The organism is Janthinobacterium sp. BJB426 (assembly GCF_002735705.1).
Lineage (GTDB): Bacteria > Pseudomonadota > Gammaproteobacteria > Burkholderiales > Burkholderiaceae_D > Janthinobacterium.
This window is the reverse complement of the sequence record NZ_PDZL01000013.1, coordinates 72,218-87,329: the sequence shown is the minus strand read 5'-3', so window position 1 is coordinate 87,329 and position 15,112 is coordinate 72,218. Positions and strand designations below refer to the sequence as shown.

The window sequence follows — 15,112 nt, the reverse complement described above, 5'->3', positions numbered from 1 at the left end:
TCAGGCTTCGGGCAGCGGCGCGTCCTTGACCAGGGCGGCGGCGACCATTTTCGGCCAGAGGAAATACAGCGGCAGGCAGACCGCCGCGGCGGCCGTGATATCGACCACCCAATCGCTGACGGCGCCACGGCGGTAGGGCAGGAAACTCTGGATGAATTCGTCCAGCGCACCCATGGCCGCCACCATCAGCACCGACAGCAGCGCGCGGCGCGCCATGCTGCCTTTCGTGCCGCTGAACAGGATCAGGGCCAGCACGCCATAGCCGACGGAATGCAGCACGCCGCCCGACGCATATTGACCCACGTCCGCGCGCACGCCGGGAATGTCGCCGATCAAGATCACCAGAGCATAGAGCACCAGCGCCGTGCGGTAGCGCAGGCGTTCGTAGCGGTCGGCAAAACACAGTTCGGGCAAGGGTGCAGGCATGAGGCGTCAGGACAGGTGGAAAGGCCGTCACAATATCATGGGCAGGGCGGGCCACCGTGTTTTTGCGCAAGAGCTTGCCGTGCAGGCAAAAAAAGGCCCGCGGGGACGCGGGCCAAAAACCCAAATGAAATGGGTCAAGAGTTGAGAGTTGCTCGGTACTCACCGTGTCGCGCGCCTTGCGGGCGCCCGCCACGGTCATGAAAGGGGAGTGGTGTGCCATCGCGGCACACCTGTCTGTAGTCAGGCATATCGGTTGCCTGTACAGCAGATGAAGCAAGTATAGGGGGCGAAGATGACGTGCTGATGACACGCCGCAACATTTTTTTGCGGCAGGCAGAAGGAGCGGGAAGATTGTGCATCATGGCAAGAATAGCCATGTTTCAGCAGTGACAGCGAAAAAAAAGCCCGCTGGTGAAAGCGGGCTTAAAACTATTTTCTTGGAGGAGAATAGTGGAGACAGGTGCATTATGCTGCGTCGCACGATATGTGTCTAATGGTCTTTTCAGATAACCATTATTATTTTTTGATATAACTATCTGCGTCTGTCTTCATTCCTTCACGGCCACCGTGTAATTGAGCGCCATGCGCCCGCCGTCGACATAGATGGTCTGGCCCGTCATGTAGGTGGCGTCGTCGCTGGCCAGGAAGGCGGCGATGCCGGCCACTTCCTCCGGCTCGCCGCAGCGGCCCAGCGGCGTGCGCGACAATATCGTGTGGCGCGCTTCCGGGCTCGACAGCACTGCCTGCTTGGCCAGTTCCGTCAGGATGGTGCCGGGACCGATGCCGTTCACGCGCACGCCATGCGGTGCCAGGTTCAAGGCCATGACCTTGGTCAGCTGATTGATGGCGCCCTTCGACACCACGTACGGCACCTGGTTAGGGATCGCCAGTTCCGCATTCACGCTGGACATATTGATGATGCAGCCGCTGTTGCGCTTGACCATCTCGCGCGCCACGGCCTGGCCGCACAGGAACATCGATTTCAGGTTGATGCGCATGACCCGGTCGAAATCGTCTTCGCAGACGTCGAGGAAATCGGCCGCGTGTGTCACGCCCGCATTGTTGACGAGAATATCGATGTGGCCGAACTGGGCCAGGGTTTCCTTCAGCATGGCGTCCACGTCCGCCTTCTGGCTGACGTCGGCGCAAAAGAAACGCGCCTGCGGGCCGAGGGCGGCGGCCGCCTGCGCGCCTTCTTCCTTGATGTCGACCAGCATCACTTGCGCCCCTTCGGCGATCAGGCGGGTGGCGCAAGCCAGGCCGATGCCCTGCGTGGCGCCCGTCACGATGGCGGTTTTATTGATCAGTTTCATGTGTGCTCCTCGGCGGTAATAGGGGCCGCGCTGCCCAGGTCACCGGCCCGCGCGGCAATGGGCAGATTTTAATCCCTGGGCAGGAATCAGAGGAGGATCGGTTCGTTCGGCAACTGGTTGCCGCGCGTGCCGTTGGCGGGGAAGTGGCTCTGCAGCAAGGTATTCAGCTGCTGCAAGGCATCAAGCGTACTGTCGTGGTAATTGCCATCCTTGAACCCTTTCGTCATGGTGCGGCATACGGCTTGCCACTGCTCCGGCGTGACGCGCCGGCCCACGTTGCGGTCGGCGACGATATCGACCTGGTGTTCGGCCAGGTTGATGTAGATCAGCACGCCTACGTTGTCTTCCGTATCCCACACGCCATACTGGGCGAACAGTTCGCGCGCCCGCTCGCGGTTGCTCACGCCCTGGTAAGCCATGCCCGGCGTCAGGGCCGCTTCGACGATCAGGCGCACTTCCGCCTGGTGCATCGCTTCACCATCGGCAATCGCCGTCTCGATGGCTTTCAAGGTGCGCTCTGGAAACGCCTGGCGCGCCGTCGCCGGCGTGCCCCGCAAATGTTTCAAGGCCCGTCCGCAGCGTTGTCCGAATGTCAGTTGTTTCGTCATTACCAATCTCCCGAGGCGCCGCCGCCGTCAAAGCCGCCGCCGCCGCCACCGAAACCACCGCCGCCACCGCCACCGCCAAAACCACCGCCGCCACCGAAGCCTCCTCCGCCACCGCGGTTGTTCAGCGCCTGGCTGAGGATGCTGCCCAGCACGACGCCGGTGGCGCCGCTGGACCAGTTGCTGCCGCGCTGCAGCCGCGTGGGGCCGCCGCGCGAGCGGAACAGGGTCAGCACGACGAGGAAGCCGAAGAACAGCAGCGGCAGCCAGAAGGTCATGCCGCCCGCTTCCACGGTGGCTGGCGCCTTCTGCTGTGCCGGAGCGGGGAATTGCTCCTGGTTCAGCAAAGTGGCAATCGACCCCACGCCGGCCACCAGGCCGCCGTAATAGTCATTCTGCTTGAAATGGGGGGCAATCACGTCTTGCAGGATGCGTTTCGATTGCGCATCCGTCAGCACGCCCTGCACGCCACGGCCCGCTTCGATGCGCAGGCGGCGCAGGGATGAGGGATTGTCCTTCGCCACCATCAGCAGCACGCCGTCATCGACGCCCTTGCGGCCCAGCTTCCAGGCATCCGTCACGCGGATGCTGTATTGCTCGATGGCTTCCGGTTCCGTGCTCTTGACCAGCAGCACGGCGATCTGGCTGCCCGTCTTGGCTTCGTAATCGGCCAGCACGCCTTCCAGCGCCGCTTTCTGCTTGGCGTCCAGCATGCCGGCGTTGTCCGTCACGCGCGCGGCCAGCGGCGGCACGGGCTGCAAGCCCTGTGCGCCGGCTGGCGCCATCGTCCACAGCAGCAGCGCCGTCGCCAGCGCCGCGAGGTAGGACCAGGCTTTCATCTTATTTGCCAAAGTTGACGCTCGGTGCGGTCGAGATGGCTTTTTCATTTTCCACCGTGAACGATGGCTTGACCTTGTAGCCGAAGACCATGGCCGTCAGGTTGTTCGGGAAGCTGCGCGCATGCACGTTGTAATCCTGCACGGCCACGATGTAACGCTGGCGCGCCACGGTGATGCGGTTTTCCGTGCCTTCCAGTTGCGACTGCAGGTCGCGGAAGCTGGTGTCGGCTTTCAGGTCCGGGTATTTCTCGGACACCACCATCAGGCGCGACAGGGCCGACGACAGCTGGCCCTGCACTTGCTGGAATTTTTCGAACGCGGCCGGGTCGTTCAGCACTTCGGGCGTGATCTGGAAACTGGTGGCGGCGGCGCGCGCCTTGGTCACCGCTTCCAGGGTTTCGCGCTCGTGCGTCGCATAGCCCTTCACGGTGTTCACCAGGTTGGGGATCAGGTCGGCGCGGCGCTGGTACTGGTTGACCACCTCGCCCCAGGCGGCCTTGGTGGCTTCGTCCTTGCTCTGGAAGTCGTTGTAGCCGCAGCCCGTCAGGATGCCGGCCAGGACGGTGACGCTCAAGGCCAGGCGCAGCCATTTGGTGAATTGATTGGTGATTTGCATGATGGGTTCCGTGCGAGTAAGGGAGGTGAGGCAAATATACCTGAAACGGCCCGCCATGTCGGTTTAATAAGCGTTGGCCGCCACCACCGGCTGACTTGATAGGGCCGCGCCGCGTTACAATACGGGGTTTGCAACTGAATATAGAGAAGGTGTGCCGTGAATTTCATCAATAAATTATCCGCCGCATGGACGGCCAATAATTCCCTGCTGTGCGTGGGCCTGGACCCCGACCTGGCGAAACTGCCGGCCGAACTGCGCGATTTGCCTGATGGAATCACCACCTTTTGCACGCGCATCATCGACGCCACGGCCGACCTGGCTTGCGCCTTCAAGCCGCAGATCGCGTATTTTGGCGCGCTGGGTGCGGAAAAGCAGCTGGAAGACATCTGCCGCTACGTGCGCGAAAACTATCCGCACATCCCGCTGATCCTCGACGCGAAACGGGGCGACATCGGCGCGACGGCCACGCAATATGCGCGCGAAGCGTTCGAGCGCTACGGCGCCGACGCCGTCACCGTGAACCCGTACATGGGCGAGGATTCGCTCGACCCCTACCTGGCATGGCAAGACCGCGGCGTGATCATCCTGTGCCGCACCTCGAACCCGGGCGGCTCCGACCTGCAATTCCTGAATACGGACGGCGAACCGCTGTACCAGCGCGTGGCGCGCCTGGTGGCCGAGAAATGGAACAAGAATGGCCAGTGCGCGCTCGTCGTCGGCGCCACCTTCCCTGAAGAGCTGGCGCAAGTGCGCGCCATCGTCGGTGACATGCCGCTGCTGGTGCCCGGCATCGGCGCCCAGGGCGGAGATATTGCCGCCACGGTCGGCGCGGGCCAGACGGCGAACGGCATGGGCATGATGATCAGCTCGTCGCGCGCCATCATCTACGCCACGCCGCAGGCTGGCGAAGACTTCGCCGCCGCGGCGCGCCGCGTGGCCATTGAAACGCGCGATGCGATCAATGCGCATCGTTCTGTATAAAACTATCTACAGTTAGCCGCACAGCGCCTAACCAAACCGTAGCGAGCGGAAGGGAGAGGTGGTCGAGAAGCGCAACCGTACTAGCGTACGGTGAGCATCGCAGGCCACCTATACCGACGCGCAGTAGGTTTGCTTAGGTGCTACTAATCGCGCTGGGGGGCGACAATCTCCGCGTAATCGTACAGTTCTCCCAGAATTTCCTCTCCCCGCTCATCGACCGATTCCGACAGCACATCGATCTCCGTAAACAGCATTTCGATGGTGCGGGCGCCGGCGTCGCCGTCGAACAGGCGGGCGGCGCGGTGCTGTTCCCAGCGCAGGCTTTCCGCTTCGCTCAGGGTTTGCGGGAAATTGCGGGCGCGGTAGCGGAACAGCAATTCCTGCAGGCGCTCGTCGGCAAACGAGGGGCGGGCCGTGGCCAGCTTGGCCGGCGTGTCGCGGCGCAAGGATTCGAGCAGGCGGCGGTCGTCGTTGCTGACGAAACCATTGTACAAATCCTCATCTACGTCCAGCGCGACATTTGCGCCCGGGCGCTGGAAGACTTCGGCCCAGATGGCATCCATGTTCGGCGCCGTCGCGGCCAGTTGCGCGTTGACCTTCGCCGCGTCCAGATCGATGCCCCATTGCGCGGCCATGGCCGGCGACAAAGTTTTCAGATTGCCGACCAGCATGGGCGATTTGTTCAGGTGCACGCTTTTCACGGGCAGGCGCGTCATGCCTTCCGGCATGGCATCCTTGCGTGTAAATAAACGCGTGCGGATGGTGTCGGCGTCCAGCGCGAACAGTTCGCGCGGGTCGTAGGCGCAATCCCAGACGAGGATTTCATTTTTGTTGCTCGGATGCGTGGCCAGCGGCCAGACGACGCCCAGGCAGCCCCGCTCGGCGGGGAACATGCCCGACACGTGCAGGAAAGGCTGGCGCTCGCTGGCGGCCAGGTGCATGCCCATTTCGCTGGCGACCCTGTCCTTCTTGTGCAGCGCCAGGCAGAATTCGAACAGTTTCGGCTGCTTTTCCTTGATCAGGCGCGCCAGGGCGATGGTGGCGCGCACGTCGGACAGCGCATCATGCGCCGCTTCGTGGGCCAGGCCATTGGCCTTGCTCAAGTGTTCCAGTTTAAAACTGGTCTGGCCATCGTCGCGCTTCGGCCATTGAATGCCTTCCGGGCGCAGCGCGTGCGTCATGCGCACCACGTCGAGGATGTCCCAGCGGCCGCAATGGTTCTTCCATTCGCGCGCATACGGGTCGATCAGGTTGCGCCAGAACAGGAAACGCGTGACTTCATCGTCGAAACGGATGGTGTTGTAGCCCACGCCGATGGTGCCCGGCTCCGAAAAGGCCGCTTCGATGGTGGCGGCGAACTGGTGCTCGGGCACGCCCAGCTGCAGACACTGCTGCGGCGTGATGCCCGTGATCAGGCACGATTGCGGGTCGGGCAGGAAATCATTGGCAGGCTGGCAATACAGCATGATCGGCTCGCCGATCTCGTTGAGGTCCGCATCCGTGCGGATGGCGGCGAACTGGGCCGGGCGGTCGCGGCGCGGCTGGGCGCCAAAGGTTTCGTAGTCGTGCCAAAGAAAGGTCTGGTTAGTCATTGATGGTCGTTGCTTGATTGGTTATCCGGGCCGCTAAAAGCAGCCGCTGCTACAGTTTTCTGAAAACCTGCCGATACTACACGAGAGGATGGTCATCATCGCGTTTTCCGCATGGTGGCATACATTGCCCGTTCAAGGAGGTCTATCGTGTCAATTCCCATCGCCGCAAGCGGCAATTCCAACCCTTCCGTGACTTCCGTCAGTACGGGTGTTGCCGGCAAGGACGATAAAGTCCAGCAAAAGGACGGTATCAACGCTGAAATGAGCGTGAATGACCGCACCAAGCTGCAGTTGAACGCTTCCATCATGCAGGCCTCGCTGAACGTGTCGATCGGTTCCGAGAACGAGCCGCTGGCGCTGCTGTACAAGACGGCCATCACCAACATCAATGAAGCGCTGAAGGGCCAGTACGGCGAGGACGCGATCCAGAATGCGGCCTCGCAGGATAACAGCGCCGAAGCGACGGCGAGCCGCATTGTATCGCTGTCGACGGGATTTTTTGATGCGTTCAAGAAACAGAATCCCGGCATGGACGACGATACAGCCCTGACCAAGTTCATGGACACCATCAACGGCGGCATGGAAAAAGGCTTCAAGGAAGCGCGCGACATCCTGGGCGGCTTGAAAGTACTGAATGGCGATATCGCCGGCAATATCGACAAGACGTATGAACTGGTGCAGAAGGGCTACGCCGACTTCATCGCCGCGCACAGCAGCAAGAAGGATGATGCTGCCAAGCCGGATGCAAGCAAGCCGGCCGACAGCAAGGCTGCCTGATCTATAGCATGACCCTGTTGCGGCCCGATGCTTTGGCGCGGTAGAGCGCCGCGTCGGCGGCCGCGATCAGCGCATGGTCGTCCTGTTCTGCCGCCAGGCTGGCCACGCCGAAGGAACCCGTGATGTGCGGCAGCGCGCTGCGCATGTCGGCGAAGATGACGGCGAGCTGCATGCGCTCGCACAGGCGCTCGGCCACCCGCAGGGCCACGTGTTCGTTGGTATCGGGCAAGATCACCATCATTTCCTCGCCACCATAGCGCACGGCAAAATCCGTGGGCCGCAGGGCCGCGCCCAGCACTTGTGCGGCGATGCGCAGTGCCTGGTCGCCCGCCTGATGGCCGTGCGTGTCGTTGAAACGCTTGAAATGGTCGAGGTCGATCATCACCAGCGACAGCGGCGAGCCGCTGGCGTGGGCCGTGACGATCATGTTTGGCAGCAGATCCGTCAGCCAGGCGCGGTTGTACAAGCCCGTCAGGCTGTCGACCATCGACAACTGGCGGTAGAATTCGCCTAGCTTTTGCCGGCGGCGCAGCAGGGCATTGGCGGCGCGGATGCGGAAGGACAGCAGCCGCAGCAGGTTGCGCGCCAGGCCGTTCGACTGTTCGATCAATTCCCAGACGATGGCCGCGTCGATCACCAGCAAATCGGTTTCTTCCAGGGCGGAAATGGCGGCCAGGTTGCTCGCTTCATCGAGCACCGACTGTTCGCCCACGCTTTCGCCGGGCAAGACCTTGCTGACGGTGCCATCATCCATGCCCGTGTGGGTGTCGGCGGCCACGGCCAGCGAACCGCGCAGGACGATGTACAGGCTGGCGCCTTGCGTGTCGGAAATAGCTTCGCCCGCTTCGAGGCGCATGACGGGGCAGGGCGCCAGCATGGCGGCCGTCTGGCTATCCGCCCCATCGCGAAATAGCTGTAAATCGCCGATGTTGCAGCCTGAAGCGCCGAAGTTGCCGATCTGTTCCACAATCACACTTTCAAAAAGCCGGCGCGCGAGCAGGGGGCCGGTAGCTTCATGATAGCGTAAAGCAGCCTTGGCTGTAACGGCAAAGGCTTGCTTGAGGTCACTTACTGTGAGAAATACGACAATTATTTCATTGCCGCGTTAATACGCTGGAATGCTTGCGGTTTTGTTATGGATGTTGGTGCGCGCGAAAGGCGGGGCAGATGTGCAAAGGCAGCCTTGAACGGCTGCCTCAGTCTCTGGAAATCCTGCGGGTGGGGAGTTACTCGGCGGTTTCTTCCGCTTCGGCCGTATCGATCACGGCATTCTTGCCGGTGGCATGGCGCTTGCTGTCTTGCAGGCGGCCCAGGGCGCTATCGATGGCGCGTTTCAGTTTATCAGTGGCGCCGGCAACGGATTGATGCACGGTGGCGTTCTGTTCGGTCACGGCGATCGGTTGATAGCCAGCAACGCGTGCTTCCATGACGCAGCGGATATCGTCGGCGCCGCCTTTCGGGCCATTCGTGTCGCTGATGTGGACTTCGATGCGGGTCAGGTTGTCGCGGAAGCGGTTCAGTGCGCTTTCAAGTACGGATTGCACATGTTCGTTCAGTCCAGCGGTGTTGGCGATGGTGCTGTCGGTATGAATATTGATTTGCATATGCTTACTCCTGTCAATTCAAAAAAAACCCATCTCAGGCGTGCTGCGGCCTGGTTGCTGCCTCATGCACATGATTTCTGTGCATGGAACTTATCTTACTCCTCTTTCCAGTATTTCAAGAGGGTGCGCACGATTAAGATGCGCTTAACCCTTCAGCCAGGTCAAGTTTCCGCTACGAAATTATTTTTCAGCCATTGATGAGTCCAGCCGCGATATTGATCGACAGCCCCAGCACGACCAGGTTGAAGAAAAAGCTCAGCACGGATTGGCCCAGCACGATCTGCCGCATCATGCGCGTCTGCACGGAAACGTCCGACGTTTGCACGGCGACGGCGATGGTGAAGGCGAAATACAGGAAATCCCAGTAATCGGGCTCTTGCTCGTCGTCGGGAAACTTCAGGGGGCGCAGTGCGGGGTCGGCCTGGTAATACAGGTGGGCATAGTGGAAGCAGAACAGGGTGCCGACGAGGAACCACGAGCCGACCAGGGTGAGTATCGTCAGGCCGTAGTGCAGCGCGCGCTCGTCCGGCGCCATGTCTTTCATCGAGGACAGCTGCGAGACGATGGCCACCAGGCTCATTACGGATGCGACGGACAGGGCCGACAGGACGGTGGCCGCCCGCTCGTCCTGGCGCGCCGCCATGGCTTTGACCTTGTGGTGGTTGGCGCGCATCATCATCCAGGCCATCGTCGCCAGGTAGAACCAGACGGCGACATTCCACGCCGTCAGCAAGCGCGTCATCTGTTGCCAGGAAGAGGGCAGCAACAGGCCGGCCGCCACGCCGATGGCCGTGGCCATGCTCAGGTGGGGGCGGCTGCGGATGAAGCTGTGGAATGGAAGCGTGATTTTCATGGTGCGGCTTGGTCAGTGGCGATAGCGCATCTTAGCCCTTAGTTTGCGGTCGCGGTGGCCGTCCTGGCGGCCGCTTCCTTCTCGTGGTGGGGGAAGCGGTCCATGCGCGACAGCACGGGGAACAGCACGGCCCAGATGCCCGTCACGGCCAGGGTGGCGGCGCCGCCGAAGAGCACGGCGCGTACGAGGCCGAACCAGCCGGCCGTCAAGCCCGATTCGAACTCGCCCAGCTCGTTCGAGGCGCCGATGAAGACGGCGTTGACGGCGCTGACCCGTCCGCGGATCTCGTCCGGTGTCTCGAACTGCACCAGCAAGTGGCGGATGTAGACGCTGACCATGTCGCCGGCGCCCATCAGGAACAAGGCCGCCAGGGCCAGCGGGAAATAACTGGTGCTGCCCAGCACCAGGGTACCCAGGCCGAAGACGGCCACGCCGCCGAACATCCACGCGCCCACGCGGCGCGTGATGGGAAAGATGGCCAGCGCGATCGAGCATAGGGCGGCGCCTGCGCCCGGCGCCGTGCGCAGCAAGCCCAGGCCGCTGGGGCCGATATGCAGCACGTCGTGCGCGAGCGCCGGCAGCAGGGCCGTGGCGCCGCCGAACAGCACAGCAAACAGGTCGAGCGAAATGGCGCCCAGCACGATGGGTTTCGACCAGACGAAGCGCAAGCCCTCGAGCAGGGTATGCCAGCTGACGGGTTCGCGCTTCACCACTTGCGGCGCGGGTGTGGTGGCGCGCATCAGCAGGACGGATACGACCAGCAGCGCGGACGAGATCAGGTACACGACCTTGGGGCCGAAGTAATATAGCAAGCCGCCCAGGGTGGGGCCGAGGATGATGGCGACGTGCGAACTCGATGAACTGAGTGCGACGGCCCGGCTGAAGTGTTGCGTGGGCACCATGTTGACCAGCACGGCTTGCGTGGCCGGCATCATGAAGGCGCGCGCGCTGCCGAACAGCACCAGCACGGCAAACACGGGCCAGACGATGGAAATATTGCTTAACGTAAACGCCAGCAGGGCCAGCGCGCAAGCCAGTTGTGCCGCCAGACACCAGGCGATGATATTGCGGCGGTTATAGCGGTCGGCCACGTGGCCGGCCGGCAAAATCAAGACGAGGAAGGGGGCGAATTGCGCCAGGCCGATCAGGCCCAGGTCGAACAGGCTGCCCGTGATCTGGTACACCTGCCAGCCGATGGCCACGCTTTGCATCTGCACGGCCACGGTGCCCAGCACGCGGGCGGACAGGTAAAAGGCGAAATTGCGGTGACGCAGGATACTGAAGCCGTTGCCGGCAGAGGCGAGAGACATGAATACTTTCCAGGGCACGACGGGGTGAGGCGGGTGGCGGCAGCGGATGCCGCGCCAGCAGCACCCCGCTGTCTGGATGCTTACTTGGCTAGGTCGGCTTCCGTGGTGAAGGCGTCCGCGTAGAACTCGTCGGCTGGAAGTTGACACAGTTGCACGAAATCGCGGTTGGCCGACTCGACGACGATGGGCGCGCCGCAGGCATACACCTGATACGCGGACATGTCCGGCAAGTCGGCGATGACGGCCTGGTGCACGAAGCCCGTGCGGCCTTTCCACGCGTCTTCCGGCAGGGCGTCCGACACGACGGGCACATAGGTGAACTGCGGCAAGTCGGCGGCCCACTGGCGGCACAGCGCGTCCATGTACAGGTCGTGCGGACGGCGGCCGCCCCAGTACAGGGTGATCGGGCGCGGCGATTGCTCGTTGATCATGTGCTCGACGATGGCTTTCAGCGGGGCAAAGCCCGTGCCCGAGGCCAGCAGCACGATGGGCTTGTCGCTGTCTTCACGCAGGAAGAAGGTGCCCATCGGGCCTTCGAAGCGCAGGATGTCGCGCTCTTTCATGCTGCCAAACACCTGGTCGGTGAACAGGCCGCCCGGCATGTGGCGGATGTGCAGGCTGACCGGGCCGCCTTCGACGGGCGCGCTGGCCATGCTGTAGCTGCGGCGCTTGTTGTCGCGCAGCATGATTTCGATATACTGTCCGGCGCGGTAGTGCAGGCGCTCGCTGGCCGGCAATTGCAGGGTCAGCACGACGACGTCGGGAGCGACTTTCTCGATGGTGGTCACGCGCGACGGCATTTTCTTGATCGGGTAGTCGCTGCTGCCCGCCACTTCGCGCGCCTGCACCACGAGGTCGCCCTGGGGCACGGCGCAGCACAGCAGTGAGTAGCCGGCGGCCGCTTCATCTTCCGTCAGGGAGCGGGCCTGGTATGGCTTATGCTGTACGTTGCCGGAGACGATCTTGCCCTTGCAGGAACTGCAGGCGCCGCTTTTGCAGCTGTACGGCAAGCCGACGCCGGCGCGTATCGCCGCCGACAGGACGGTTTCGTCCGCTTCACAGCTGAATTGATGGCCGCTGGGCTGAACAGTAATTTGAAAAGTCATACAATCCTTGAGATGAAAAATATGTTAATGCACTCTTTGCGCAAGCCGGTGGGCTTGCCGCGCTTGCTGATCCTGGGCTGCGGCGACGTCGGCCTGCGTCTGTTGCCGCAGCTAGCGGCGCGCTTCCGCGTCTTTGCCGTCACCAGCCAGCCGGCGCGCTGCGCGCAGTTGCGGGCGGCCGGCGCCGTGCCCATCGTGGCCAACCTCGACGACCGCGCCAGCCTGAAACGGCTGGCGGGACTGGCGTCGATGATCGTGCACCTGGCGCCGCCCTTGTCGTCGGGCTTGCTGGACCAGCGCACGCGCAATCTGGCCGCCATTTTACCCGAGCATGCACGCATGGTGTATGTGAGCACCAGCGGCGTGTATGGCGATTGCGCCGGCGCCTGGGTCGATGAAACGCGGCCGACGGCACCAGGCAATGCGCGCGCGAAGCGGCGCGTCGACGCTGAACAGGTCTTGCGCGGCTGGGGCGCGCGCCGCGGCGCCAAGGTGGCCATCCTGCGCGTGCCCGGCATTTATGCGGAGGACCGTTTACCGTTGAAACGCTTGCGCGAGGGCACGCCAGCCCTGGCCGCGGGCGACGATGTGTACACCAACCATATCCATGCCGATGACCTGGCGCGCATCATCGAGCGGGCCCTGTGGCGGGGCAAGCCGGGACGCGTGTATCACGCCAGCGATGACAGCGAACTCAAGATGGCCGAGTATTTCGACGCCGTGGCCGACACGTTCGGCTTGCCACGCCCGCCGCGCCTGCCGCGTGCCGAGTTGCAGCAAGTGGTCACGCCGATGCTGCTGTCGTTCATGTCCGAATCGCGCCGCCTGCACAATACGCGCCTCAAGCGCGAGCTGGGCGTGCGTCTGCGCTATGCGCGCGTGGCCGATGCCTTGCAGGCGCTGTCTGCCGATGGCGCCGGCATCGGGTAAAATGGCCGGTTATCTGCGCACTTTGCTGGGCCGGCGCGCAGCGCGCCGTTCCCGCGTTGCGCCACTCACTTAAGGACTACAGCATGAGCACCCTCACTTACGAAGAATACCTGGACGAGGTCACCACCGTCCTGACGGAACTGTACGACCTCGACGACGAGGCCGCCATCAAGCTGGTCGTGGCGGCGCAGGACGCCGAATTTTTTGTCCCGCACGATGCGCATGAGGAAATGCGTACCGCCGAGCAAGCCAAGAAAGATGCGGTCACCTTGTTCGAGCGCAAACAGAATCGCCAGCAAACGCAGGAAAAACAGCAGCAGCGCGTGCGTCAGCAAAAGAAATAAGGACGAAAGCCAGGCCGCTGGAGTCATGGCGCAGTACGGGCTTCGGCGCAACGCCGGGGCCGTGCCTTTGACGCAGCGCAAACGCGTCATGGCGCGCTGGCGATATGGTGAGCAATGTCGTCACGCGTCTGGGCTCTTGTGGCGGGCTCTGAACAGCGTGACGCTGTTTCCCGTCAGCAGGAGCAAGGCATGCGAGCTACGAATCACCCCAGCAAGGAACAGGTACGCGCCTACATGCGCCGGCGCGAACGTGCGCTGCAGCCGCCGCCGCCGCCCGATGAAATCCGCCGGCAACTGGCCTGGTGCCGCGTAGATGCCCTCCCGGGCACTTGCCCGCTTGCCACCCCGGCCGGCGTGGCCGCGCAAGGCTGGCATTTATCTGCGGAAATGGCCCGCCTCAGCACCCTCATGGCCATAGTCTGGCTCATGCATAGCGGTGTTGCTCATCGTAAAAATTGATGACTTGCAGCAAATTTTTCCGATTTGAGTTATCCTCTAGCACATTCCAAGTGCGTCAATTCTCTTCAATTATCACAATTTTGCTTTAAGTTACGCAAAAATCAACAATAGCGTGTATTATATTGTTTGCGGCCTAAAAGCCGCATAAGTGATGGCGCTTTTTAGTGTGTTTACCCTGAATTATTGCAGAAGAGACATTCGGTTTCTTTTTGCTCTAATACAACAAGTACGGATTTTCGATCATGTCTCTCAAACAAATTACCTCTTTGCCTACCTACAACCCGAATCGCGTCCTCGATGCGATCATCGACAAGCTGCAACTGAAAAACGATGCCGCCTTGTCGCGAGCCCTGGAAGTGGCGCCACCGGTCATCAGCAAGATTCGTCACAATACCTTGCCGATCGGCGCCACGATCCTCATCCGCATGCATGAAATCAGCGATTTCAGCATTCGTGAACTGCGCGAGTTGATGGCTGCCTAAGAGCGCCTGACAGACGGCAAGCTGAGAGGTGCCGTCTGGGTAAGCCAGGCTTGCCGCGTGCGGCAGCCACATCTGTTTTCCGCTTTTCTATTGCGGGTCGCGGTTCAGCACCGGACGATCGACATAGAAACGCCCCATTTCCAGGCCAGTCGAGGACGACTTGACCACCGCCGCGGCCAGTGAAGCAGGGGCGCTGGAAAATGCGGTGTTGGCAGCCCCGGTCGCGCGGCCCGAATACGCCGTCGCCTGCACCGCCGCACTGGAAAACGCCGTCTGAACGGCCCGGCCCGAGTAAGCCGTCGCCTGTACCGCTGCACTGGAAAATGCTGTTTGGACAGCCCGTCCCGAATACGCAGCTTGCACTGCCCGTCCCGAATACGCAGCCTGTACCGCCCGTCCCGAATACGCCGCCTGTACGGCGCGCCCCGAATACGCCGTGTCTGCGCGGATATAATCTTCCCCGAACGTTTGTTCATACAACTGCTTCATGCGCTCGCCCACGCGATGGTGCGCCGCTTCGTCATCTTCGCCGCGCAGGCCGATGTAGGGGAAGTGATGAAGGAAGTAACCGAACACCTGTTCGCAGTCTGCCGCATATTTCAGGGTGTCGAGGATGTGGTAGTGCCAGAAGGTGTCGACGTCCATCAAAGGCGCCGTTTCTTCTTCCGGAAACTGTTTCATCAGGATCAGGAAGCGGCGGTATTCGAATTCCACTGCATTCGCCTTCTCCAGACTCCATCCTTCGCCTGACTCCCGGTGCATCAGTTTGACCTTGATCGCGTCCAAATTCAAATCGGCAATTGCTTTGAAACTGTCGTTCGTATCCATGAATGTCCTTTGGTAAAGAGCGTTGTGGGAACTGCGGTGTAACAAGG

18 protein-coding genes are annotated in these 15,112 nt (G+C 62.0%); 6 read left to right on the top strand and 12 right to left on the bottom strand.

The window, feature by feature from the left end:
* The 5 genes from CSQ93_RS19715 to CSQ93_RS19695 form a co-directional block, all read right to left on the bottom strand.
* Positions 1–426 (bottom strand): VanZ family protein, encoded by a 426-nt coding sequence (locus CSQ93_RS19715; RefSeq protein ID WP_233516266.1) that lies wholly within the window; start codon positions 424–426, stop codon positions 1–3.
* Between the two features lie 548 nt (positions 427–974).
* Complete coding sequence (locus tag CSQ93_RS19710; protein ID WP_099379484.1) at positions 975–1,739, bottom strand: SDR family NAD(P)-dependent oxidoreductase; 765 nt, start codon at positions 1,737–1,739, stop codon at positions 975–977.
* Between the two features lie 86 nt (positions 1,740–1,825).
* A complete protein-coding gene (locus CSQ93_RS19705; RefSeq protein ID WP_099379483.1) occupies positions 1,826–2,347 on the bottom strand; it encodes a TPM domain-containing protein in 522 nt (173 codons plus the stop codon).
* On the bottom strand, positions 2,347–3,183 hold the full coding sequence (locus CSQ93_RS19700) for a TPM domain-containing protein (RefSeq protein WP_099379482.1): 837 nt from the start codon (positions 3,181–3,183) through the stop codon (positions 2,347–2,349). Before CSQ93_RS19700 ends, CSQ93_RS19705 begins: the two co-directional genes overlap by 1 nt.
* A 1-nt stretch (position 3,184) precedes the next feature.
* Positions 3,185–3,799 carry a LemA family protein gene (locus tag CSQ93_RS19695; protein ID WP_099379481.1) on the bottom strand — a complete coding sequence of 205 codons (615 nt, stop codon included), beginning with the start codon at positions 3,797–3,799 and terminating at the stop codon, positions 3,185–3,187.
* 156 nt (positions 3,800–3,955) lie between these two features.
* Here CSQ93_RS19695 and pyrF point away from each other — a divergent pair, with 156 nt between their 5' ends.
* Entirely contained in the window at positions 3,956–4,780 is an 825-nt protein-coding gene (gene pyrF, locus CSQ93_RS19690; protein WP_099379480.1) for an orotidine-5'-phosphate decarboxylase, read from the top strand.
* 143 nt (positions 4,781–4,923) lie between these two features.
* Here pyrF and sbcB read toward each other — a convergent pair whose 3' ends face one another.
* A complete protein-coding gene (sbcB, locus tag CSQ93_RS19685) occupies positions 4,924–6,372 on the bottom strand; it encodes an exodeoxyribonuclease I (RefSeq protein WP_099379479.1) in 1,449 nt (482 codons plus the stop codon).
* A 147-nt stretch (positions 6,373–6,519) separates the two neighbouring features.
* On the opposite strand from sbcB, the gene CSQ93_RS19680 reads away from it, so the two are divergent.
* A complete protein-coding gene (locus CSQ93_RS19680) occupies positions 6,520–7,149 on the top strand; it encodes a DUF5610 domain-containing protein (protein WP_233516265.1) in 630 nt (209 codons plus the stop codon).
* A 1-nt stretch (position 7,150) separates the two neighbouring features.
* Here CSQ93_RS19680 and CSQ93_RS19675 read toward each other — a convergent pair whose 3' ends face one another.
* From CSQ93_RS19675 to CSQ93_RS19655, 5 genes are all read right to left on the bottom strand, one after another.
* Positions 7,151–8,116 (bottom strand): GGDEF domain-containing protein, encoded by a 966-nt coding sequence (locus CSQ93_RS19675; protein ID WP_099379550.1) that lies wholly within the window; start codon positions 8,114–8,116, stop codon positions 7,151–7,153.
* 259 nt (positions 8,117–8,375) lie between these two features.
* Positions 8,376–8,753: an HPF/RaiA family ribosome-associated protein gene (locus CSQ93_RS19670; RefSeq protein ID WP_034781728.1), complete on the bottom strand. Its 378-nt coding sequence runs from the start codon at positions 8,751–8,753 to the stop codon at positions 8,376–8,378.
* A 187-nt stretch (positions 8,754–8,940) separates the two neighbouring features.
* Positions 8,941–9,606 (bottom strand): DUF1345 domain-containing protein, encoded by a 666-nt coding sequence (locus CSQ93_RS19665; protein WP_099379478.1) that lies wholly within the window; start codon positions 9,604–9,606, stop codon positions 8,941–8,943.
* A gap of 38 nt (positions 9,607–9,644) precedes the next feature.
* Positions 9,645–10,916, bottom strand: a complete 1,272-nt coding sequence (locus CSQ93_RS19660; protein WP_099379477.1) for an MFS transporter — start codon at positions 10,914–10,916, stop codon at positions 9,645–9,647.
* Between the two features lie 80 nt (positions 10,917–10,996).
* Complete coding sequence (locus CSQ93_RS19655) at positions 10,997–12,022, bottom strand: CDP-6-deoxy-delta-3,4-glucoseen reductase (RefSeq protein WP_099379476.1); 1,026 nt, start codon at positions 12,020–12,022, stop codon at positions 10,997–10,999.
* A gap of 12 nt (positions 12,023–12,034) precedes the next feature.
* Between CSQ93_RS19655 and CSQ93_RS19650 the strand changes: the two genes are divergently transcribed.
* The 4 genes from CSQ93_RS19650 to CSQ93_RS19635 all read left to right on the top strand — a co-directional run bounded on the left by CSQ93_RS19650 (position 12,035) and on the right by CSQ93_RS19635 (position 14,237).
* Complete coding sequence (locus CSQ93_RS19650) at positions 12,035–12,952, top strand: SDR family oxidoreductase (protein ID WP_099379475.1); 918 nt, start codon at positions 12,035–12,037, stop codon at positions 12,950–12,952.
* A gap of 83 nt (positions 12,953–13,035) precedes the next feature.
* Entirely contained in the window at positions 13,036–13,296 is a 261-nt protein-coding gene (locus CSQ93_RS19645) for a hypothetical protein (RefSeq protein ID WP_035825355.1), read from the top strand.
* Positions 13,297–13,485: 189 nt separating this feature from the next.
* Positions 13,486–13,755 (top strand): hypothetical protein, encoded by a 270-nt coding sequence (locus CSQ93_RS19640; RefSeq protein WP_099379474.1) that lies wholly within the window; start codon positions 13,486–13,488, stop codon positions 13,753–13,755.
* Between the two features lie 242 nt (positions 13,756–13,997).
* Complete coding sequence (locus tag CSQ93_RS19635; protein ID WP_029496207.1) at positions 13,998–14,237, top strand: hypothetical protein; 240 nt, start codon at positions 13,998–14,000, stop codon at positions 14,235–14,237.
* An 87-nt stretch (positions 14,238–14,324) separates the two neighbouring features.
* Here the strand turns inward: CSQ93_RS19635 and CSQ93_RS19630 are convergent, their stop codons facing one another.
* Positions 14,325–15,065, bottom strand: coding sequence for a glycine-rich domain-containing protein (locus CSQ93_RS19630; protein WP_099379473.1), 741 nt, complete (start codon positions 15,063–15,065; stop codon positions 14,325–14,327).
* Positions 15,066–15,112: the final 47 nt, after the last annotated feature.